Annotated in this window: 21 protein-coding genes; 15 read left to right on the top strand and 6 right to left on the bottom strand. The window is 66.5% G+C overall.

Annotation, left to right across the window (positions count from 1 at the left end):
- The 10 genes from glmM to ACP69Z_RS11345 all read left to right on the top strand — a co-directional run bounded on the left by glmM (position 1) and on the right by ACP69Z_RS11345 (position 10,978).
- Positions 1–1,341, top strand: coding sequence for a phosphoglucosamine mutase (gene glmM, locus ACP69Z_RS11390; RefSeq protein WP_426267599.1), 1,341 nt, complete (start codon positions 1–3; stop codon positions 1,339–1,341).
- Positions 1,341–1,541 carry a DUF1272 domain-containing protein gene (locus ACP69Z_RS11385; protein ID WP_426267598.1) on the top strand — a complete coding sequence of 67 codons (201 nt, stop codon included), beginning with the start codon at positions 1,341–1,343 and terminating at the stop codon, positions 1,539–1,541. The genes glmM and ACP69Z_RS11385 overlap by 1 nt, the downstream gene beginning before the upstream one ends.
- A gap of 26 nt (positions 1,542–1,567) precedes the next feature.
- Positions 1,568–2,749 carry a bifunctional hydroxymethylpyrimidine kinase/phosphomethylpyrimidine kinase gene (thiD, locus tag ACP69Z_RS11380; protein WP_426267597.1) on the top strand — a complete coding sequence of 394 codons (1,182 nt, stop codon included), beginning with the start codon at positions 1,568–1,570 and terminating at the stop codon, positions 2,747–2,749.
- A 15-nt stretch (positions 2,750–2,764) separates the two neighbouring features.
- Positions 2,765–4,999 (top strand): DNA topoisomerase IV subunit A, encoded by a 2,235-nt coding sequence (gene parC, locus ACP69Z_RS11375; protein WP_426267596.1) that lies wholly within the window; start codon positions 2,765–2,767, stop codon positions 4,997–4,999.
- 52 nt (positions 5,000–5,051) lie between these two features.
- The gene (locus tag ACP69Z_RS11370) at positions 5,052–7,070 is read left to right on the top strand and encodes a S9 family peptidase (protein WP_426267595.1); all 2,019 of its coding nucleotides are present in this window, start codon (positions 5,052–5,054) and stop codon (positions 7,068–7,070) included.
- 94 nt (positions 7,071–7,164) lie between these two features.
- Positions 7,165–8,238: a calcium:proton antiporter gene (locus ACP69Z_RS11365; protein ID WP_426267594.1), complete on the top strand. Its 1,074-nt coding sequence runs from the start codon at positions 7,165–7,167 to the stop codon at positions 8,236–8,238.
- 67 nt (positions 8,239–8,305) lie between these two features.
- Complete coding sequence (locus tag ACP69Z_RS11360; RefSeq protein ID WP_426268094.1) at positions 8,306–9,037, top strand: acyl-CoA thioesterase; 732 nt, start codon at positions 8,306–8,308, stop codon at positions 9,035–9,037.
- Positions 9,038–9,117: 80 nt separating this feature from the next.
- Positions 9,118–9,900, top strand: a complete 783-nt coding sequence (purC, locus tag ACP69Z_RS11355; protein WP_426267593.1) for a phosphoribosylaminoimidazolesuccinocarboxamide synthase — start codon at positions 9,118–9,120, stop codon at positions 9,898–9,900.
- Positions 9,901–10,122: 222 nt separating this feature from the next.
- Complete coding sequence (locus ACP69Z_RS11350) at positions 10,123–10,686, top strand: outer membrane protein (protein ID WP_426267592.1); 564 nt, start codon at positions 10,123–10,125, stop codon at positions 10,684–10,686.
- 121 nt (positions 10,687–10,807) lie between these two features.
- A complete protein-coding gene (locus ACP69Z_RS11345) occupies positions 10,808–10,978 on the top strand; it encodes a hypothetical protein (RefSeq protein WP_426267591.1) in 171 nt (56 codons plus the stop codon).
- On the opposite strand, the gene ilvC is transcribed toward ACP69Z_RS11345, so the two are convergent.
- Together ilvC and miaA are read right to left on the bottom strand one after the other, a co-directional pair.
- Entirely contained in the window at positions 10,975–11,937 is a 963-nt protein-coding gene (ilvC, locus tag ACP69Z_RS11340) for a ketol-acid reductoisomerase (protein ID WP_426267590.1), read from the bottom strand. The two genes, ACP69Z_RS11345 and ilvC, sit on opposite strands and share 4 nt — an antisense overlap.
- The gene (miaA, locus tag ACP69Z_RS11335) at positions 11,931–12,854 is read right to left on the bottom strand and encodes a tRNA (adenosine(37)-N6)-dimethylallyltransferase MiaA (RefSeq protein WP_426267589.1); all 924 of its coding nucleotides are present in this window, start codon (positions 12,852–12,854) and stop codon (positions 11,931–11,933) included. The genes ilvC and miaA overlap by 7 nt, the downstream gene beginning before the upstream one ends.
- Here miaA and serB point away from each other — a divergent pair.
- Positions 12,847–13,719, top strand: coding sequence for a phosphoserine phosphatase SerB (gene serB / locus ACP69Z_RS11330; RefSeq protein WP_426267588.1), 873 nt, complete (start codon positions 12,847–12,849; stop codon positions 13,717–13,719). The two genes, miaA and serB, sit on opposite strands and share 8 nt — an antisense overlap.
- A gap of 3 nt (positions 13,720–13,722) precedes the next feature.
- On the opposite strand, the gene ACP69Z_RS11325 is transcribed toward serB, so the two are convergent.
- Entirely contained in the window at positions 13,723–14,583 is an 861-nt protein-coding gene (locus ACP69Z_RS11325; RefSeq protein WP_426267587.1) for an SPOR domain-containing protein, read from the bottom strand.
- A gap of 123 nt (positions 14,584–14,706) precedes the next feature.
- Between ACP69Z_RS11325 and ACP69Z_RS11320 the strand changes: the two genes are divergently transcribed.
- The 3 genes from ACP69Z_RS11320 to ACP69Z_RS11310 are packed head-to-tail and all read left to right on the top strand — an operon-like array spanning position 14,707 to position 17,444.
- Positions 14,707–15,426 carry an AAA family ATPase gene (locus ACP69Z_RS11320; protein WP_426267586.1) on the top strand — a complete coding sequence of 240 codons (720 nt, stop codon included), beginning with the start codon at positions 14,707–14,709 and terminating at the stop codon, positions 15,424–15,426.
- 15 nt (positions 15,427–15,441) lie between these two features.
- Positions 15,442–16,137, top strand: a complete 696-nt coding sequence (locus ACP69Z_RS11315) for a hypothetical protein (protein ID WP_426267585.1) — start codon at positions 15,442–15,444, stop codon at positions 16,135–16,137.
- Between the two features lie 5 nt (positions 16,138–16,142).
- Positions 16,143–17,444, top strand: coding sequence for a tetratricopeptide repeat protein (locus ACP69Z_RS11310; protein ID WP_426267584.1), 1,302 nt, complete (start codon positions 16,143–16,145; stop codon positions 17,442–17,444).
- A 7-nt stretch (positions 17,445–17,451) separates the two neighbouring features.
- Here the strand turns inward: ACP69Z_RS11310 and ACP69Z_RS11305 are convergent, their stop codons facing one another.
- From ACP69Z_RS11305 to ACP69Z_RS11295, 3 genes are read right to left on the bottom strand one after another with little or no spacing between them, the layout of a single operon-like run.
- Positions 17,452–18,330: an aspartate carbamoyltransferase catalytic subunit gene (locus tag ACP69Z_RS11305; protein WP_426267583.1), complete on the bottom strand. Its 879-nt coding sequence runs from the start codon at positions 18,328–18,330 to the stop codon at positions 17,452–17,454.
- A gap of 11 nt (positions 18,331–18,341) precedes the next feature.
- The gene (gene ruvX / locus ACP69Z_RS11300) at positions 18,342–18,815 is read right to left on the bottom strand and encodes a Holliday junction resolvase RuvX (protein WP_426267582.1); all 474 of its coding nucleotides are present in this window, start codon (positions 18,813–18,815) and stop codon (positions 18,342–18,344) included.
- On the bottom strand, positions 18,812–19,951 hold the full coding sequence (locus ACP69Z_RS11295; protein WP_426267581.1) for a DUF3089 domain-containing protein: 1,140 nt from the start codon (positions 19,949–19,951) through the stop codon (positions 18,812–18,814). The genes ruvX and ACP69Z_RS11295 overlap by 4 nt, the downstream gene beginning before the upstream one ends.
- A gap of 96 nt (positions 19,952–20,047) precedes the next feature.
- Here ACP69Z_RS11295 and ACP69Z_RS11290 point away from each other — a divergent pair, with 96 nt between their 5' ends.
- Positions 20,048–21,907 (top strand): DUF885 domain-containing protein, encoded by a 1,860-nt coding sequence (locus ACP69Z_RS11290; protein WP_426267580.1) that lies wholly within the window; start codon positions 20,048–20,050, stop codon positions 21,905–21,907.
- Position 21,908: the final 1 nt, after the last annotated feature.

Here is a 21,908-nt window from a genome sequence, read left to right as displayed (position 1 = left end):
ATGGCACGCAAGTTCTTCGGCACCGATGGCATCAGGGGTCTCACCAACAAGGCGCCGATGACGGCGGATATCGCGCTCAAGGTCGGGCAAGCCGCGGGCGCGCATTTCGTTCGCGGCGACCATCGCCACCGGGTGGTGATCGGCAAGGATACGCGGCTTTCCGGCTACATGATGGAAAGCGCGCTGGTGGCGGGCTTCACCAGTGTGGGCATGGACGTGGTGCTGCTCGGGCCGATGCCGACGCCGGCGGTGGCGATGCTGACCCGCTCCATGCGGGCTGATCTCGGCGTCATGATTTCGGCCAGTCACAATCCGTTTCACGATAATGGGATCAAGCTGTTCGGGCCGGACGGTTTCAAGCTGTCCGACGAGGACGAACTAGCGATCGAAGCCTTGCTTGGGACCCAGGCAGAACTGGTCGAGGCCAATCGGATCGGACGCGCCAAGCGGATCGACGACGCGCGCGGTCGTTATGTCCATTTCGCCAAGTCGACCTTTCCGGAAAAGCTGCGGCTCGACGGGCTCAAGATCGTGATCGATTGCGCCAACGGGGCGGCCTATCATGTAGCGCCCGATGCCTTGTGGGAGCTTGGCGCCGAGGTCATCCAGCTCGGCGTCCAGCCCAACGGCACCAACATCAACGACGAGTGTGGATCCACCCATCCGCAGTTGTTGCAGGAAACGGTGGTGGCGAGCGGCGCGGATATCGGGCTTGCGCTCGATGGCGATGCTGACCGGCTGATCGTGGTCGACGACAGCGGCAAGGTGATCGATGGCGACCAGTTGATGGCCTTGATCGCACTCGACCAGCAGCGCCAAGGGCTGCTGCGCGGCGGCGGCGTGGTGGCGACGGTGATGAGCAACCTCGGGCTGGAGCGGAAGCTTGAAGCGGAAGGGCTGGCGCTGCACCGGACCAAGGTTGGCGATCGCTATGTCCTCGAAGGGATGCGCGAACGCGGGTGTAATGTCGGCGGCGAGCAGTCGGGGCACATCATCCTCACCGATCACGCGACCACTGGCGACGGGCTGGTCGCTGGCTTGCAGATCCTCGCCGCGATGGTCGGGCAGGACCGCCGCGCGAGCGATCTTCTGGCGCAGTTCGAACCGGTGCCGCAGCTGCTTCGCAATGTGCGCTTCAAGGCCGGGGCGCCGCTTGAGGCAGAGGCGGTCAAGGCTTGCATCGCCGATGCCGAGAAGCAACTCGATGGTCGCGGGCGGCTGGTGATCCGCAGGTCCGGGACTGAACCGCTGATCCGCGTCATGGCCGAAGGCGACGACGAGGCCGAGGTCGAGGCGGTCGTCGCACGCATCTGTGCTGCGGTGGAAGAGGCCGCGGCCTGATGCTGGCGATGAAGGAGGCTTGCGAGCGTTGCGGCGAAGCGCTTCCGGCGCATCTGCCGGGCGCGTTCATCTGCAGCTTCGAATGCACGTTCTGCGCGCCCTGCGCCGAGGAGCTTGACGAGCATTGTCCCAATTGCCGGGGTGAACTGCTCGACCGTCCGACGCGTTTGAAAGCGGCGGCTGCCAAGGCAAAATCTTAACCCTGGCGGCGCCACGCAGGAGCCGAATGACTGCCAAGAGCATCCCTCGAATTCTGATCATCGCCGGCTCCGACAGTGGGGGCGGGGCTGGGATCCAGGCCGACATCAAGGCCGTGACCATGCTTGGCGGTCACGCGATGACGGCGATCACGGCGGTGACGGCGCAGAACAGCCTGGGCGTCGATGCGGTGCACCCGGTCCCGGCCGAGATCGTGCTGGCGCAGATCGATGCAGTGGTCCGCGACATCGGCGTGGACGCAATCAAGATCGGCATGATCGGATCGGCGTTCACCGCGCGGATGGTGGCGGAACGGCTGGCGGCGATGGAACCGCGGGTGCCGCTCGTCTTCGATCCGGTGATGATCGCGACCAGCGGCGCGGCGCTGGCCGACGAAGCGACGATAGAAGCATTCGGCGCGCTCATGGACCTGGCGACAGTGACGACGCCCAATCTGCCGGAGCTCACCCGCCTGACCGGCAAGGAAGATCCGGTCGAAGGTGCGCTCGGCCTGGTCTCCAAGCATCGCTGCGCGGTGCTGGTGAAGGGCGGGCACGACGAGGGCGAAGCGGTCGCCGACGCGCTGATCGAGGAGGACAATCTCACCAGCTGGCAGGGCACGCGGATCGAGACACCGCACAGCCACGGCACCGGCTGCACGCTGGCGAGCGCGATCGCGTTCGGCCTTGGCGAAGGACGGCGGCTGGCCGACGCGGTGGCGCAGGCGCGCAACTTCGTCCGCATCGCGCTGCTGGAGGCTCCGGGGCTAGGCGAGGGGCATGGGCCGATGGGGCAGGGGCAGGTCCGGCTCGACGTCGGCGGCAGCCCGCGGCTCAACCAGGTAACGGTGACCGGCAAGGATTACGTCAAGCAGGTCGCTTTCTATACGAAGCTCGGGCTGACCCAGATCGTCGGCAGTCCCGAAAATGGCTATGCCCGGTTCGAGGCGTGGGGCGGGGTGACCTTTTCGGTCCAGATCGATCCCGAAGAAGAGATCGCGCCGACCACTGCGGTCTATTTCGAGTGCGACGACCTCGACAGCCGGGTCGAGGCGCTTGCGCGAAGCGGCATGGTGTTCGAGCATGGGCCGCGCGATCAGCCGTGGCTGTGGCGCGAGGCGCGGCTGCGCGATCCCGCCGGCAACATCATCTTCCTGTATCGCGCCGGCGAAGCGCGTCGCTTTCCCCCGTGGCGGATGGCCGAGGGCTGAGCTAACACAAGGGCCATGCAGCCCAGCGATACCGAGATCGAGGTTCCTTTCGACGCCGCACTTTCCGAGCGGTACCTCGTCTATGCCCTTTCGACGATTACCGCGCGCTCGCTGCCGGACGTCCGCGACGGGCTGAAGCCGGTCCATCGCCGCTTGCTGTGGGCGATGCGGCTGCTGCGGCTCGATCCCGCTGGCGCCTACAAGAAGTCGGCGCGGGTGGTGGGCGATGTCATCGGTAAATATCATCCGCACGGCGACCAGTCGGTGTATGACGCGATGGTGCGCTTGGCGCAGAGCTTCGCGCTTCGCTATCCGCTGGTCGACGGGCAGGGCAATTTCGGCAACATCGACGGCGATAACGCTGCCGCCTATCGCTACACCGAAGCCAAGCTGACGGCGGTCGCGGCCCAGCTGATGAATGGCCTCGACGAAGGCACGGTCGGCTTCCGCCCCACCTATAACGGCGAGGAAGAAGAGCCCGAGGTCTTCCCCGGCCTGTTCCCCAACCTCCTCGCCAACGGCGCCAGCGGCATTGCGGTCGGCATGGCGACCAGCATCCCGCCGCACAGTGTCACCGAGCTGATCGACGCGGCGATGCACCTGATCGACAATCCGGCCGCCGAAACGCGCGACCTGATGGATTTCGTGTCGGGCCCCGATTTCCCCACCGGCGGGCTGGTGGTCGACGCCCGCGAGACGATCCTTGCCGCCTACGAAAGCGGGCGCGGAAGCTTCCGGCTGCGGGCGCGGGCCGCCCAAGAAAAGGAAAAGGGCGGGGGCTGGGATCTGGTCGTCACCGAAATCCCCTATGGCGTGCAAAAGGCCAAGCTGATCGAGCAGATTGCCGAGCTGATCGCCAACAAGAAGCTGCCGATCCTTGCCGACGTGCGCGACGAAAGCGCGGAGGATCTGCGCATCGTGCTCGAGCCGCGCAGCCGCACCGTCGATCCGGCGCTGCTGCTGGAGAGCCTCTACCGCCTGACCGATCTCGAAATCCGCTTCCCGCTGAACTTAAACGTGCTCGATCAGCACCGCACGCCGGGCGTGATGGGGCTGAGGAGCTGCCTGACCGCCTGGCTCCAGTTCCAGATCGAGGTATTGCTCAACCGTTCGCGCACGCGGGTCGGCAAGATCGAGGATCGCCTGGAGCTGCTCGACGGCTTCCTGATCGCCTACCTCAATCTCGACCGCGTGATCGAGATCATCCGCACCGAGGACGAGCCCAAGGTCGTGATGATGGCCGAGTTCGGCCTCACCGACCGGCAGGCCGAGGCGATCCTCAATATGCGGCTGCGCAGCCTCCGCCGGCTGGAGGAAATGGAGATCGCCAAGGAGCGGACGGCGCTCGCGAAGGAGCGCGAGGATCTGCTCGGCCTGATCGAAAGCCCGCGGCGGCAGCGCAACCGTCTCAAAAAGGACCTCGAAGGGGTCAAGGCCAAGTTCGGCGATCCGCGCCGGACCACGATCGAAGAGAAGCCGCTCGCCGCCCGGGCCGAGATCGACTGGTCGGCGATGATCGAGAAGGAGCCGATCACCGTGATCCTCTCCGCGCGCGGCTGGATCCGGGCGATGAAGGGGCATCTGGCGGCCGAAGAGTTTGGCACCCTCAAGTTCCGCGAAGGCGACGAACTGTGGGGCAAGCCGCTGCATGCCCAAACCACCGACAAGATCCTGATCGCGGGCGAGAACGGCCGGGTCTATACACTCGGCGGCGACAAACTGCCGGGTGGGCGCGGCTTTGGTGAGCCCCTGCGCCTGTCGCTCGACCTTCCGGCGGAGGTCGAAATTGCGGCAATGTTGGTGGTCAAGCCGACCGCCCGGCTGCTTACCGCCAGCAGCGATGGCCGCGGCTTCCTCACCAGCGGCGAAGCGGTGCTGGCCGAGACCCGCAAGGGCAAGCAGCTGATGAACCTGCGTCCCGGCGCCAAGCTGCAGGTGCTGCGTCCTGTCCCGCAGGATGCCGAGACGGTTGCAGTGGTCGGCGACAATCGCAAGCTCTTGGTCTTCAACCTTAGCGAATTGCCGGAAATGGGCCGCGGGTCCGGCGTCCAGCTTCAGCGCTATCGCGACGGCGGGCTGGCCGACATCGCGGTGCTCAAGGCGGGCGAGGGGCTGAGCTGGAGCATGGGCGGCGACAGCGGGCGGACGCGGACCGAGAGCGACCTCACGCCGTGGAAGGCGATCCGCGGCGCCAGCGGACGGATGGCGCCGCTCGGCTTCCCGCGGAGCAACCGCTTTCAGGGAGACTGATCCGCGTTACACTCCTGTCGCGACTCGACCGTGGAACAGGGGGAGATAAACAATGCGCAACTTGCTTCTTGCCGCTACCGCTGCCGCGACCTTCGTTGCTGGAGCTGCCGTGGCACAGACAAGCATTCCGCTGATCCCGCGTGACGTCCTGTTCGGCAATCCCGAAAAGGCCAATGCGCGCATCTCGCCCGACGGCAAGTGGCTGAGCTGGACCGCGCCCGTGTACGGGGTGATGAACATCTGGGTCGCGCCCGTGAGCGATCCGGCCGGGGCCAAGGCCGTCACCGCCGAAAAAAGCCGCCCTATCCGCAGCTACTTCTGGGCGCCGGACAGTTCGTCGGTTCTGTTCGTCAACGACAAGGGCGGGGACGAGGATTTCCTCCTGTATGGCGTCAGTCCGACCGGCGGTGAGGCGCGTTTGCTGACGCCGTTCACCAAGACCACCGTGCAACTCGTCAGCATCTCGCCGACGATCCGGGATCGCATCCTGATCGGGCTCAACAATCGCGACCAGAAGTGGCATGACGTCCACAGCCTTGATCTCAAGACCGGCAAGACGACGCCGGTTCTGCTGAACGAGGGCGGGTTTGCCGGGTTCGTCGCGGACGCCGGCCTCAACCTTCGCATGGCGTCCAAGTCGCGGACCGATGGCGGGACCGACTTCTTCAAGGTCGAGAACAACAAGGTCGCGGCGGCGCCCTTCGCCAGCGTCGGCCTCGAAGATGCGCAGACGACCGCGCCGGCCGGCTTCACTGCCGATGGCAAGACGCTCTACTGGGTAGACAGCCGCGGCCGCGACACCGCGGCGCTGGTGGCGCAGGACGTCGCCAGCGGCAAGACGCAGGTCCTGGCTCAGGATGCTCGTGCCGACATCGGAGGCGGCATCGCCAATCCGCGAACGGGCGAGCTTGAAGGTTATTCGGTCAACTACCTTCGCAACGACTGGAAACCGGTCGGCAATGCGATCGCGGGCGATCTCGCTTTCCTGAAGGCGCAGCTGAAGGGCGACTTCGGCATTTCGTCGCGGACCACCGACGACCGTTTGTGGGTGGTGGGGGCTGCCGATGCCGACCGGCCGGGCGTGACGTATCTCTACGACCGCAAGGCGAAGACCCTGACCAAGCTGTTCGACAGCCGTCCCGCGCTCGCCGGCCTGCCGCTGAGCCCGATGCAGACGCTGGAGATCAAGAGCCGCGACGGCCTGACCTTGCCGAGCTATCTGACGTTGCCGCCGGGCAGCGACGCCAATCGCGGTGGCCGTCCCGACAAGCCGATGCCGATGGTGCTGCTGGTGCACGGCGGTCCATGGGGCCGCGATGGATACGGCTTCAACGGCTACCACCAGTGGCTGGCGAACCGCGGTTATGCCGTGATGTCGGTCAACTTTCGTGCCTCGACCGGCTTCGGCAAGAAATTCCTCGCGGCCGGCAATGGTGCTTGGGGCCGCGAAATGCAGAACGATCTACTCGATGCCGTGGACTGGGCGATCAAGAATGGGATCACCACCAAGGACAAGGTGGCGATCATGGGCGGCAGTTACGGCGGCTATGCGACGCTGGCCGGCATGGCGTTCACGCCGACCGAGTTCGCTTGCGGGGTCGCGATCGTCGCGCCGTCCAACCTGTCGACCCTGCTCGCGTCCATTCCGGCTTATTGGGAAGCTGGCCGCGCGCAGCTCTATGGTCGAATGGCCGATCCCGGCACCGAGGCGGGCAAGGCGTGGCTCCGCGAGCGTTCGCCGCTTTATGCCGCTGACAAGATCCAGCGACCCTTGCTGATCGGGCAGGGCGCCAATGATCCGCGGGTAAAGCAGGCCGAGGCGGACCAGATCGTCGAGGCCATGCGCAGCCGCAACATTCCGGTGACCTACGTCCTGTTCCCGGATGAGGGGCACGGGTTTGCGCGGCCGGTCAACAACATCGCGTTCAATGCGGTGGCCGAGAACTTCCTTTCCAAATGCCTTGGTGGCCGCGCCGAGCCGATCGGCGACACGGTGGCAAAGTCGACGGCCAAGGTGCCGCACGGGGCCGAGTTCGCGCCAGGCCTGAAGGAAGCGATGAGCGGCAAGTAAGGGGTTGCCGCCCGGGCGTTGCCGATGCAGCGCCCGGGAGCAATCCGTCCCATTGCGGGCTCGACATCTGCTCCCCCATTCCACATGGAGGGGCATGGCCAAAATCGGGAACTGGGCGGCCTTCCTCGGCCCCTTGCTGGGCTGGGCAGTGATCCTTGCGGGATCGGCCATCAGCTTGTCGCCGCTGATTGTAGGAATGGTCCTGATCGCCGTGGTGATCGCCGCGGTCCATCACGCAGAGATCGTCGCGCACCGGGTGGGCGAGCCGTTCGGCACCCTGATCCTGGCGGTCGCGGTGACGATCATCGAGGTTGGGCTGATCCTGTCGCTGATGCTCGCCAATCGCGAGGCCGCCTCGACCCTGGCCCGTGACACCGTGTTTGCCGCGGCGATGATCATCATGAACCTGCTGCTGGGTTTGTGCCTGGTGGCCGCCGCGCGCTACCAGAAGGAAGCGCGGTTCACGCGGACCGGTGCCACGGCGGCCCTCAGCACTCTGGCAACCATGATGGTGCTGACGCTGGTGCTGCCCAATTTCACCACCAGTGTCGCGGGGCCAATCTACAGCGGAACGCAGCTGGCGTTCGTCGCCGCCTTCTCGCTGATCCTCTATCTTGTGTTCGTCTTCGTGCAGACCGTCGGCAATCGCGACTATTTCCTGCCCAAGGGCGATCTCGCCCGCCTGCCGGAAGCCCATGCCGAGAAGCCCGACCTGCGGACGACCTGGACCTCCTTCGGCGTGCTGTTGATCAGCCTTGGAGCGGTGATCCTGCTGGCGAAATCCCTGTCCGGGCCGCTGGAGCGGGCCGTCACGGCGGCAGGAGCCCCGCTGTCGCTGGTCGGCATCGCCATCGCCGCGATCGTTCTTCTGCCGGAAGGCGTTGCCGCTGTCCGTGCGGCAAGGTCGAACCGGCTGCAGACCAGCCTCAACCTCGCGCTGGGTTCGGCGCTCGCGACGATTGGCCTCACGATCCCCGCCGTAACCGTCGCGTCCTTCTCGCTCGGACTGCCGCTGGCGCTCGGCCTTGATAACAAGAGCGTCACGCTGCTCGCGCTGACCCTTTTCATCGGAAGCCTGTCGCTGGCCCGCGGGCGGACGACCTTGCTGCATGGTTCGGTGCACCTGGCCATCTTCGCGGCCTATCTCCTGACGACCATCCTGCCCTGACGCGCGCTGCCGCCCGATGAACCATCCTTCCCTTGCCGCCGTCATCGCCTAGCTTGCGGGCGATCCGCTGTCGCTCGACGCGCCGCCGAGCTGGAGCCAGGGGCGGACGCTCTATGGCGGGATGACCGCGGCACTGGCATGGGCGGCGGCGGCGCGAACCTCCCCCGACCTGCCACCACTCCGTTCGGTTCAGGCGGCTTTCATCGGTCCGGCAAGCGGGCGGCTGACGCTCCGGCCGGTGATCCTGCGTCAGGGCAAGTCGGCGACGACGGTCGGGGTGGATGTGCATGGCGACGCGGGGCTCGCCGCGCGCCTGACCTTTTTCTGCGGGGCGGCACGAGCGTCCAAGGTCGCGCATGAGCGGGCGGTCATGCCTGCCGCACCGGCGCCCGACGACCTCCCAGCAGTGCTCAAGGCCGGGCAGGGGCCGACCTTCGCCGCCAATTACGACATCCGGCACGTATCGGGCGGGCTTCCATTCAGTGGAGGGGAGCCTGAGTTCGTGATGTGGGCGCGAATGCGCGACGCCGATGGCGCCGACCCGTTGGTGTCGCTGATCGCGCTTGCCGACGTCCTTCCGCCTGCCTCCATGCCCGTTTTTCCGGAATTCGGGGTAATCAGCAGCTTGTCGTGGAGCTTCGATCTCGACCGGCTGCCGGACGATGCCGCTGCCTGGTATCTCTGCCGCGCGGTGAGCGAAAGCACGGCCGACGGCTACTCGCGGCAGGCGATGGATCTGTGGGACGCCTCAGGACACCGCATCCTTGCCGGAAGGCAGACCGTCGCCATCTTCGTCTAGGCGGCTGTTTCGTTGCGCCGGAAGCGACCGGCTTCTATGGCGGCCTGGATCCCGTTTCCTCCAGACGAAAGCTTCCGCCCATGGCTCGTCGCCGCCAGATCTACGAAGGCAAGGCCAAGATCCTCTATGAGGGTCCGGAGCCGGGCACGCTGATCCAATATTTCAAGGATGATGCGACCGCCTTCAACGCGCAGAAGCGCGGCACGATCAGCGGAAAGGGCGTGATCAACAATCGCATCTCCGAGCATATCTTCACGTCGCTTTCGACGATCGGGGTACCGACTCACTTCATCCGGCGCGTCAACATGCGCGAGCAGTTGATCCGCCAGTGCGAGATCGTGCCGATCGAGGTGGTGGTTCGCAACGTGGCGGCGGGCTCGCTGTCCAAGCGCCTCGGCATCGAGGAAGGAACGCAGCTCCCCCGCACGATCATCGAATATTATCTCAAGGACGATGCGCTGGGCGATCCGATGGTCGCCGACGAGCATATCGCCTGCTTCGGCTGGGCGACGCAGGAAGAGATGAACGACATCGCCGACATGGCGATCCGCGTGAACGACTTCATGGCCGGCCTGTTCGCGGCGATCGGCATCCGCCTGGTCGACTTCAAGCTGGAGTTCGGGCGGGTGTGGGAGAACGACTTCTCGCGCATCATCCTGGCGGACGAAATCAGCCCGGATGGCTGCCGCCTGTGGGACATGCGGTCGGGCGAGAAGCTGGACAAGGATCGCTTCCGGCAGGGTCTTGGCGGCGAAGCGGAGGCCTATCAGGAGGTCGCGCGGCGGCTCGGCCTGCTCGAGGGGCAGGAAAGCGAAAACAGCGTGCTCGATTTCGACAGCCACCGAAAGAAGCGCGGCAAGTAACATCGGTGTGACTAGGTAAGCGAAACCCAGGTTAAGCTTTCCGTCCGCCAAGATGAACCTCTGTTCATCAACGTGGCAAGGGCAAGGTATTTGCCTTTCGCTTCGATGAACGAGGAAACTTCTTCTCCCATTCATCTTTCATTCCGCCAAGCGACGACACATCTCGTCGTTGAGCGGCGAGTTGCTTCATGCCGCTCCAATGAAAAGATCAGGAGAAGTTTTGTGAAAAAGTTTGTTGCGCTGACCGCCGTTGCCACGGCCGCCCTTGCCGCCACCCCGGCGCTTGCGCAGGCGCCGCAGGGTCCGCGCGTGGAAGCGCTGGTCGGCTATGATGCCCCGCGCATCAAGGTTAACGACAGCGGCATCAATGGCACCTTCAAGGACGAAGGCGTCGTCTATGGCGTCGGCGCGGGCTACGACTTCGCGCTGAGCAACGGCGCGTCGCTCGGCGTCGACCTCGAAGCGAGCGATTCGACGGTGAAGGAGACCAACGTCGCCGGCACCCTCAAGGCTGAGCGTGACCTTTACGCCGGCGGCCGCGTCAGCTTTCCGCTGGGTGCGGACGGCAGCAACGTCTACCTGAAGGGCGGCTACACCAATGCCCGCTTCAGCGCCGAGAGCGGCGCGCTGCGCGCCAAGCAGGACCTGGACGGCTACCGCATCGGCGGCGGCGCGCAGTTCGCGCTGGCCGGCAAGGCCTACATCGGCGGCGAGTATCGCTTCAGCGATTACGAGAATGACGTTCGCCGTCACCAGCTCGTCGCGACGGTCGGTACCCGCTTCTAAGCGAACCGTCCCCGCAAGGGTCTGAAGGAAAAGGGCGTCCGGCTGGTCCGGGCGCCCTTTTTCGTTTTCGGCGCAAATCTGCTATGGTTGCCGTGCTGAACCGAACATTGGGAGGCGGGCCATGACTGAAGACAGCCGCATCTATTTCGCCCGCCGCGCTGCCGAAGAGCAGGAGCGCGCCGAGAAAGCGGAGGATCCGGTCGCCGCGAGCGTCCACCGCCGCTTGCAACGCGTCTATATCGAACGAGCCAGTGTGGGCGAACGCTGGCAGGCACCGGAGATAGTCGGCTAGAGCAGCGACTTGCGTGCCGTCTCGAGGGCGGAGGCCGCAGCCTTGCGGCGCTCGGCGCGAAGGCGTGGGTAGTCTGCGGCGGCTTCGGCGGTCAGCGTCTTGGCGAAGCTGTCGCTGCGGAGCTCGGCGAGAACCTCGCGCATCCGCTCGCGGGTGCCTTCGTTGACCAGCCGCGGACCGCCGAGCGTGGCGCCTAGTTCGGCCGTGTTGCTGATTGCTTCGCGCATGCCCGCGATGCCGCGCGCTTCGACGAGGTCGGCAAGCAGCTTCAGCTCGGATACGCATTCAAGGTAGGCGAGCTGGGGATCGATGCCGGCGTCGACCAGCGTCTCGAACCCGGCTTCCAGCAGCGCTGGGACGGCTCCCCAGACAACGGCGCCCTCATTGAAAAGGTCGGATAGGGTCTCCTGCTCGAAGGTCGAGCGGAGGACACCGGCGCCGGGCCGGCCGCTGCCGAGCGCGTGTGCGTAGGCAAGGGCGAGGGGCCAGGCGTTGCCGGCCGCGTCCTGTGCCACGGCCGCCAGCGCGACCATGCCGCTGCCTTCGGTGTAGAGCCGGCGAAGTGCGGCACCGGGTCCTTTGGGGGCGACCATGATGACGTCGAGGTCGCTGCGCGGCTTGATCAGGCCGTAGTGAATGCACAGGCCGTGTGCGAAACCAAGCGCGGCGCCCGGTTTCAGTGCGGGTTCGATCTCCGCATAGATGGTGGGGAGATGCTCGTCGGGCGCGAGCAGGACCACGATGTCGGCGTTCCGTGCGGCATCGGCAGGTGGAAGGACATTGAGCCCTTCGGCGCCGACTTCCTCCTGGTGCGGACTGCCGGGCCGAAGACCGACCCGCACAGCCACATCGCTATCCCGCAGGTTGAGCGCCTGCGCGCGGCCCTGGTTGCCATAGCCGATGATGGCGACGGTGCGGCCGTGAAGAGGCGTTGGATCAAGCTCAGCGTCAGTCAGCATCCCCGTTCCTTGGCGGCGGAGAGGAGGTGGTGCAAGGCGGCCTGCTGATCGCCCTCGCGCTCGAGACCCAACTCCTGTCCGCGGAACCAGGTGCGCTGGCGCTTGCCATATTGCCGCGTCGCCAGCTGTCCGGCCGCCACCATCGCGTCTTGGGTGATGTCACCGCGTAGATAGGCGGCGATCTCCGGCACTCCGATGGCGCGCATGACTGGTAAAGTAGGGGAGAGCTGGCGTTGCAACAGGCGGCGAACTTCGTCGAGTGCTCCGATCTCCACCATTTCGAGGAAGCGGCGATCGATGTGCTCGGCCAGCACCGCTGCGTCCGGCAGCAAGATTGTCCCGAACAAGGCGATCTCATTCCTGATGCCGCCAACCGTACGTCCCTGCCAGCTTCTCAGCGTCGCGCCAGTCGAAAGGATGACCTCAAGCGCGCGGGCGATCCGCGTGGTGTCGTTGGCGTGGAGGCGGGCAGCGGCGTCAGGGTCGCATTCCGCCAGGCGGCGGTGATTGTGAGCGACGGTGGCCGCACGTACCTCTGCGCGGATGGCGGGATCGATCGGCGGCACCTCGGCGATGCCGTCGAGGAGGGTGCGCAGGTAGAGGCCGGTGCCGCCGACCAGGATCGGCAGCTCGCCGCGTCCATGCACTTCGGCGATTACGCTCTTTGCCTCGGCAGCCCACTCCGCGGCACTGCACGGCTGCGCGCCGTCGCGGTGGCCGAACAGGCGGTGCTCGACTCCTCCCATCTCTTCCGCTGAAGGGCGGGCGCTCAGGACCTGCAGATCCGCGTAGACCTGCGCGCTGTCGGCGTTGACGATCACGCCGTTCGTGCGTTGAGCAAGCGTTACGCCCATTGCCGACTTGCCGCTGGCGGTCGGCCCTGCGATGACGGCTAGAGGAGGAGCGCCCTTGTTCATTGCGACGCTGATAGCAGCAGGAAGGCTTCGCGACAGCGACCTTGCACGTGCGGTTGAGATTGCCGGCGGCGGCGAGCTGCGGTGGATTGACGAAGGCGATGCGGCCGACCTGCTGCTCGGGCCGGTGGAAGACTGGCGCGACCTGCGCGACCGGCTGGAGCAAGGCCTCCCTGGGATCGATGTCGTGGTGCAGCCGGTCGAGAGCCGGGAGAAGAGACTGCTTGTCGCCGACATGGATTCGACCATGATCGGGCAGGAGTGCATCGACGAACTGGCCGACTTCGCGGGCAAGAAGGCCGAGATTGCCGCTGTCACCGAGCGGGCCATGCAGGGCGAAATGGATTTCGAGGAAGCGCTTCATGCCCGCGTGGCCGAATTGAACGGCCTTGGGGTAGGTTGCATCGAGCGCTGCCGGACCGAGCGGGTGACGCACAACGAGGGCGCGCGGACGCTGGTGCAGACCATGCGCAAGCGAGGCGCTGCTACCTTGCTGGTGACCGGCGGTTTTCATGATTTCGCCGATCCGCTGGCGGCCGAACTCGGTTTCCAGGAGGTGCGCGCCAATCACCTCGAGAGCATGTACGGCCACCTTACCGGAAAGGTGACGGGCGAGATCGTCGATGCGGCGGCCAAGGCGCAGGCGCTGACGGATCGGCGTGACCAGCTTGGGATCGCCCGAAGCGAAGTGCTGGCGGTCGGTGATGGTGCCAATGATGCGCCGATGATCGGGGAGGCTGGCCTCGGTATCAGCTATCGCGGCAAGCCGAAGCTCGAAGCGATTGCTGCCGCGCGGATCCGGCACAATGACCTGACCGCGCTGCTGTGGGCGCAGGGCATTCCCAAGGCCGAGTGGGCGAAGGGCTGAGCTTTAGTTCGCCGCGACCGGGAAACAGGGCTGCGGCTTGAGCGCGACGCACGCCGACGCTGCCGCGGCGCGGGTAGGGTAGGGGCCGACCTGTAGCCGGGTCATTGTGCCCGACGGCACCAGCGTCATCCGAGCTCCATTGAGGCGAGACCCAAGCGAGGCAAACAGCCGCTGTGCCGAGGCGGCATCGCGAAAGGCACCAAGCTGAACCCGGAAGGCACCGGTCGAGGGGGGTGGCGCCGGCTGCCGGGGGAGCGCTGCTGATCTAACCGGAGCCGCCTTGGCAGCATTGGTCGCCGCGGGCTTGCCGGCTGTCGCCAGCTGCTGCGCCAGCGCGACGCCTTTCTGCCGCTCCGCCAGCGGGATCAGCTGGTCCATCTCGCTCAAGGTGGTGCGGGCAGGTGCCAGCCCTTGCGCGGCGGAGCGGCTGACCAGGGCATAGGCGCGGATGCGGTCTTCGGGCACGCCATCGCCATTGAAGAGAGCAGTGCCATAGATCAGCATCGCCCGCGGCTCGCCGGCGTCGCTTGCCTGCTTCAGCCAGCGCAGCGCGGCGGGGCGGTTGCCGTTCTGAAACAGCAGCAGGCCAAGGCTGGTCTGTGCTTCGAGGTGCCCGGCGCGTGCCGCCTGCTCGTAGAAGCGCTGCGCTTGAGCGAGATCCGCCGTCACGCCGCGGCCAAGCTTGTAGGCTTGGCCGAGGTTGAAAGCCGCGTCGGCCGAGCCTTTGGCGGCAAGCGGGCGCCAGATCGCCACCGCCTGCTCGGGCTTGCCGGCACCCCACGCGTCGATGCCGGCCCTGACGCTTTGTGCCGAGGCAGGGACTGCCATCACCAGCGCAATCGCGAGCACTCCGAGCTTACGCATCCACACCCCTCCGTTCGCGCTCAGCCTAAACCAGCGTGCGGTCCGCGTTAACCTGATTTTAGGCCTGCCCCGGCATTCCTCGTGAAGCACACAAGCATAAGCACCTTACCCGAGGGGATCGGAATGCGCGTTCTGGCTATGGCATCGCAGAAGGGGGGATCGGGCAAGACCACGCTCTCCGGCCACCTTGCGGTGCAGGCGCAATTGGCGGGCGCTGGCCCGGTCTGCCTTATCGACATCGACCCGCAAGGCAGCCTTGCCGATTGGTGGAACGAGCGCGAAACGGAAATGCCCGCGTTCGCGCAGACCACCGTTGCCCGCCTCGCGAGCGACCTTGAAGTTCTCCGCCAGCAGGGCTTCCGCCTGGCGGTGATCGACACGCCGCCGGCCATCACCATGGCGATCCAAAGCGTGATCGCGGTGGCCGAGTTGATCGTCATTCCGACGCGTCCGAGCCCGCACGATCTTCGCGCCGTGGGTGCCACGGTCGATCTCTGCGAACGCGCCGGCAAGCCGCTGATCTTCGTGGTCAACGCCGCGACGCCCAAGGCCAAGATCACCTATGAAGCCGCGGTTGCATTGTCGCAGCACGGCACGGTGGCCCCGGTCACCCTTCACCACCGCACCGACTTCGCCGCCTCGATGATCGATGGCCGGACGGTCATGGAAGTGGATCCCAAGGGCAAGTCGGCCGGCGAGGTCGTCGCCTTGTGGGAGTATATCTCCGACCGGCTCGAGAAGAATTTCCGCCGCACCGTGTTCGCGGCTCCGGGTGCATCGCCCGGCGTCAGCGCGGCCGCGCCGCGTCCCGTTGGTGGCTTCGGCCGCCGCGTGGTTGGCTAAGGGAGCGTATTTCCCATGATGAAGAGCGAACCCAAGCCCTTCGCATCCCTGTCCTCAGGGCTGCTTGCCCGCAAGGGTGCCGCGCGCCCGGCCATGCGTCCGCAAGGCTTTGGTCAGATGGGCAGCGGGCTTGAAGACCTTGGCTGGAACGACATGGGCTTCGAACCGCCGCGTCCGTCCTTGACCGCGGTCCCCGCCGGCGAGGAAGTGGCCGCCGCGCCGCGCGCCAACCCCGCGCTTGGCCTGACCCCGAGCAGCCCGGTGCATGCCGTTCAGGACGAGATCGTCCACCGGCTTGCCACCGAAGCTGGCGAGGAAATCGACGAGACGGCCGAGCCGGTGCCGGCCGACGCCATGCCGCTCGACGAGCTTCTTGCCGCGCCGGTCGCCATCGCCGAGCCTGTCGAAACGGCAGTGGAGCCGGTATGCGAAGCGCCGCTTGCCCCGGTGCGCGCCGAGCGTGCGCCGGTGGTCAAGGCCGCTGCGCCAAAGGCTGCACCGCGCAGCCGCGCGTCGGTCGGCAAGGCCAAGGCCGCATTCACGCTGCGGCTCGACCAGGATCGTCATCTCAAGCTTCGCCTCGCCTGTGCCGTCACCGGCACGTCCGCTCAGCAACTGGTCACCCGCGCGCTCGACGAGCTCCTGGCGACCATGCCCGAGCTCGAAGCGATGGCCAGCCGCGCTCCCGAGCGTCAGTCAGTCAAGGGATAAGCATCATGACCAAGGCCCGGACCGCACTTTTTGCCGCCTCCAGCATCGTCCTGGCAGTGGCACTCACGGGCTGCGCCTTGGGCGGTAAGCCCAAGCACTTCGGCGGCTTGGCCGAGAACAGCAACATCGGCGTCGCCATGCGCGCCCATGTCGCGCTTCAGCAGGGGGATGTCGCAGGTGCCATCGCCCTTGCCGAACGCGCGGTGGAAAAGAGCCCGACCGATGCCGCGTTCCGGACGCTGCTCGGCAATGCCTATCTTGCCGGTGGCCGCTTCCGCTCGGCCGAGGCCGCCTTTGCCGACGCGCTGGCGATGTATCCCAATCAGGCGGGCGTGCCGCTGAAGCTGGTGCTGACGCAGGTCGCACAGGGGAAGGCGGATGACGCGGCCCAGACGCTGGACACTTATGCGCAGGTGATCAGCCCGGCCGACGCCGGTCTCGCCATGGCGCTGGCCGGGCGTCCGGGCGTCGCGATCGAGATGCTCGATGTCGCGGCGCGCGGGTCGGAAGGCGATGCGCGGGTACGGCAGAACCTGGCCTTGGCTCACGCCATTGCCGGCGACTGGGCACGTGCCCGGCAAGTTGCCGCGCAAGATCTTTCCGGTGACCAGCTCGAACAGCGCATGAGCGAGTGGGCGTCGTTCGCTCGTCCGGGCACCCCCGCTGGATCGCAGGTCGCGTCGCTGATCGGCGTCGCCGCGCCCGCAGCGAACGATGCCGGCATGCCGGTGCGTCTGGCGCTCAAGGCGCCAGGCAAGACTGATGCGGTGCGTTTCGTCGAGGCCGCTCCGGTGACCGAAGCTCCGGTTTTTGCCGCGGCCGCTCCGGCGCCTGTCGCCGCCGAGCCGCAGCCCAGCATGGAAGCTGCTCCGATCGCCTTCGCGCAAGCCGAGGTGCCCGCTCCGGTGGCCACCCCCGCGCCCGACGTCGTTGCGATGGTGGACAGCATTCGTGCCGAGCGGATCAAGCCGAACGGCAGCCTGCCCAAGGTCGCCGAGATCCGCCGTGCCGCTGCCAAGCGATTCGGCGCGAGCAAGGCGGTGGTGCAGCTTGGCGCTTACGCCACGCAGGCCGGCCTCAAGGCGGGGTGGGAGACCATCTCCCGCCGTCACGGTGGGCTGACGTCCTATGTGCCGGCGAGCGCCCGCTTCAACGATGCACGCGGATCCGTCTACCGGCTGAGCCTCAAGGGCTTCGCCAGCGATGGCGAAGCGCGGCAGCTGTGCATGAAGCTAAAGGCCAAGGGCGCGACCTGCTTCGTCCGCAGCGCTGCGGGTGATGCGCCGGTCCGTTTCGCCAGCCGCTAAGCGCAGGTCAGCCCGCGACCAGCATTTCGAGCACGGCCATCCGCATCGCGACGCCGTTCGCTACCTGACGAAGGATGAGGGAGCGGCCGGAAAGGTCCGCGACCTCGTCCGCGATTTCGACGCCGCGGTTCATGGGGCCGGGGTGCAGGACGACCGCATCTGGCGCAGCCTGGGCTAGTCGCTCGGAGGTCAGGCCGAACTGGCGGAGATATTCGCCGGGCAGGTCGCCGAGATCCTCGTCGAGGCGCTCCCGCTGCACCCGCAGCATCATCACCGCGTCAGCGCCGGCGATAGCGTCATCCACCGACAGCGTTTCAACGTCGCCGGGCATCAGTGCCGGCGGGCCGGCGAGGCGCACGGTGGCGCCGAGCCGGGGCAGGAGCGCTGCGTTGGAATGCGCGACACGGCTGTGCAGGATGTCCCCGCAGATCGCGACCGTGCGGCCTTCGAGCGATCCGAAATGCTGCTGCAACGTCAGCGCGTCGAGCAGGGCCTGCGTCGGATGCTCGTTGGTGCCGTCGCCCGCGTTGACCACCGGGCAATCGACCAATCCCGCGACTTCGTCCGCCGCGCCGTTCTGGCGGTGGCGGAGGACTAGCGCGTCTGGCTGCATGGCCCCAAGCGTCCGCGCGGTGTCGGCGAGGGTCTCGCCTTTCTTGACGCTGCTATGCTCGACCGACAGCGTGATTGCCTGCGCCCCGAGCCGCGCGGCGGCCTGCGCGAAGCTCATCGCCGTGCGGGTGCTGTTTTCGTAGAAGCAGTTGAAGACGGTATGGCCGGCCAGCCGGTCACGTCCGCTGGGCGGATTTTGCGCAAAGCCATCGGCGGCAGAGAACAGGGCGGCGAGTTGCGAGTCGCTGAGCGAGGCGATGGAGAGCAGGTGCACGGACGCCAGCGCTAGCTTGGCCGCGGCAACATGCAAAGGGCGTCGAGCGCGCCCTGGAGGATGTGCGCGGCGGCAAGCTTGTCGACCGCTTCGGCGCGCTTGGCCCGGCTGACGTCGGCAGCGATCATCGCCCGCTCCACCGCCTGGGTCGACCAGCGCTCGTCCCACAGCAGCACGGGCAGGGCGAGGGGGGCGAGGTTGCGGGCAAAGGCGCGGGTCGACTGGGTGCGCGGAGAGTCGGTGCCGTCCATGTTGAGCGGAAGGCCGACCACCAGCCCCTTGACCGCGTGGCGCTCGATGAAGGTGCGAAGCTGCGCGAGATCGGCGGTGAACTTGGTGCGGCGGATGGTCTCGGCCGGGCCAGCAAAGCTCCACCCGGAATCGCATAGGGCGAGGCCAATGGTCTTGGTGCCGACGTCGAGCCCGGCCAGCACGCTGCCGCCCGGCAGCGCGGCGAGGAAGTCGGCGGCGACAGCGGTGATCACGGCTTGAATGCGTTCACGCGGCCGCGCGCATCGGCGCGGATGTTAGCCCAGAACAAGGCGTAATCGTAGACGTGGTAGTTGTTGCCTGGCAGCACGTAAGGGCCAAGGTCAGGCAGCTTGTCGTCGAGACCGGCGATCATCAGGAAGTTGTCGCGGCACAGCGCTCCGACGCTGCCCTGGACAAGGTTGGCGTCGCTGAGGCTAGTGTCCGTCGGGACCAGCGTGCCGTCGTTGCGGGCAAAGTTGTTGATCTCGCCAGTGACCCCAGCATCGTCGGAACCTGACAGCGGATTGTAGCAGATGATGTCCTGGCGCCGCCGCTTCCGGCCGTTGAAGCCCGTCGTCCCTTCGAACGCCGACGTGATGAGGTCAGTGTTGGCCGGCTCGGCATAGGTCTGCCACGACACCATACAGCGGGTGTCGAGATTGTTGCGGCAGGCGGCCAAGCCCATTGCGGGCAGATCGGCCGTGCGACTGACCGGCCAGCCGACAACATAGGCGGCGACGATCCGCTTCTGGAGCGCAGAATCCTTCGCTACCCTGTCGCGCAGAAGGCGGGTGAGGTGGAGCGCGCCCTGACTATGGCCGGCAAGGATTATCGGCGCGGTCGGCTCCTGCGCCAAGAAGCGATCGAAGGCGCGGACGACGTCTGAATAAGCGAGGTCCAAGGCGGCCGTGGCGTCCTTGCCGGTATCCAGAAATGCGCCGAATGCCGCCTGCCGATACTTGGGCGCATAGACGCGCGAGAAGTTGAAGGCGCTGGCCTGGCTGCGCACGAACAATTGCGCCCGCGACTGGCTCTCCTGCTCGCCGAGCAGGGCGTTCCAGCGATCACGCTGAAGGTAGGTGGTCGGGTGGATGTAGAAGGTTGCGGCCTCGACCTTGCCAGCCGGCTCTTCGCCCATGCCTTGCGGCTTCCATTCGGCGGGCCCTGGAGGAACGGTATCGGGGAGATTGAGCCAATTCTCCGTCTGCACATAGTCGGGACCGCTGGCGGGCGGCGGCGCCTCGTAGGGAACGGTCGGCAACGCCTGCTTGCGCAGCACCGAGCCGCCGAATTGATAAACGGCGAAGGCGCCGGCGACGACCAGCAGCGTGAGGACGAAGATGACGATGAGAAAGCGGCGGGCGCACATGGAGAGCGCAGGTAGGGCGGCGGCACGCCAAAGCCAAGTTGACTCGAAGGCCGGGTGAGGCTTGGCTGCGCTCAGCCACGTGAAAGGGTACCTGCCTTGAAGATCAAGCTTTCCGCTCTGCTGCTGCTCACCACCGCTGCCTGCGCCACGGTTCCTGCCAACGAGGCAGCGCCCGTCGCCGCTGCCGCCGCAAGCGCGCCCGTGGGGCCGGTCGAGCCGGCCGTCGACCCGCTCGCCGAGGACCAGCGGCTGACCACTTTCCTCGATGCCGCGTTCGAGGAGCAGGTCGCACGTTCGCCGCAGGGGTTGACCAGCCTTGGCCGCAAGGACCGCTATGGCGAGCTCAACAGCTACACCGACGCCAACGCTGCCGAGGATCTGGCGCTATCGCAGCGGCAGCTCGCTGCCCTGCGCGCGCAATTCAATCCGGAGAAGCTCAGCCCCAACGGCCGCCTCAGCTACCGATTGTTCGAGAACGAGGTGGAGCAGGACGTCGAGAACTTCCGCTGGCGCCGCCACGGCTTCATCGCCAGCACCAACGGCAGCCCGGCGGGCTCGCTTCCGGTGTTCCTGATCAACAATCACAAGATCGACACGGTCGCGGATGCTGAAGCCTATATCTCTCGCCTGAACGCGGTTGAGCGGGTGATGAACGAGATTACCACCAACATGCGGGCGCAGACCGCGGCCGGGATCGTGCCGTCGACCTTCAACTTCGCACCCGTCCGCCGCGATGCCGAGAAGGTGCTGGCCGGCGCGCCCTTCACCAAGGGTCCGGACACGCCGGTCTATGCCGACTTCAAGGCCAAGGTCGGCAAGCTGAACGCACCTCAGGCCGAGAAGGATCGCCTGCTCGCTTCGGCAAGCGCGGCGATGACCGGGCCGATGCAGCGCGGCTATCGCACCTTCCTGGCGACCTGGACCGATACGGAACGCCAAGCCAAGGGCAATCGCGGCGCCTGGGCGTTGCCGGACGGCGCGGCCTTCTATGCCAACCGGCTGAAGAACTCGACCACGACCACCATGAACGCCGAGCAGATCCACCAGCTCGGCCTCAACCAGGTGGCGGCGATCCATGCGCGGATGGAGGTCATCAAGAACCAGGTCGGGTTCAAGGGCACGCTGCGCCAGTTCTTCGATGAGCTGCGCACGAATCCCAAGTATCGCTATCCCGACAATGACGCCGGCCGTGCCGCCTACATCAAGGATGCGGAAGGCTTCGTCGCGCAAGTGATGGCGAAGTCGCCCGAGTGGTTCCGCCGCTTGCCCAAGGCGCCGCTCGAGGTGCGCGCGGTCGAGAAATGGCGTGAGGGGACGGCGGCGATCGCCTTCTACAATTCGCCTTCCGAAGACGGCACGCGCCCCGGCATCTATTATTCCAACCTCGCCAACATGGCCGACGTGTCGAAGCCGCAGCTCGAAGCGCGCAGCTATCATGAAGGCGCGCCGGGCCATCACTTCCAGATCGCGCTGGCGCAGGAGCTTCCCAGCGTGCCCAAGTTCCGGCGCTTCGGCGGCTATGGCGCTTATGCCGAGGGCTGGGGGCTGTATGCCGAGGGCCTGGGCAAGGAGATGGGTTTCTACCAGGATCCGATCAGCGAGTTCGGGATGCTCTCGACGCAGGTCTGGCGCGCGGTGCGGCTGGTGGTGGATAGCGGCATCCACGACAAGCGCTGGACCCGCGAACAGGCGATCGATTACTTCATGGCGAATGCGCCCTTGTCGCGAGCCGACGCGGTGCGTGAGGTCGAGCGCTATTTCAACTGGCCGGGCCAGGCGACCAGCTACATGGTCGGCCAATTGAAGATCCTGGAACTTCGCGAGCGCGCGAAGAAGGAGCTTGGCGACCGGTTCGACATTCGCGACTTCCACGCGGCGGTGCTGGAAAATGGCTCCTTGCCCCTCGACGTGCTGGAAGAGCAGGTAAACGCCTTCATCGCGGCCAAGAAGGGCTGAT

It is taken from the genome of Sphingomonas sp. LHG3443-2 (assembly GCF_049896405.1).
Classification (GTDB): Bacteria; Pseudomonadota; Alphaproteobacteria; order Sphingomonadales; family Sphingomonadaceae; genus Sphingomicrobium.
The sequence above is the reverse complement of the archived record's forward strand: the minus strand, read 5'-3'. Positions and strand labels throughout refer to the sequence as shown.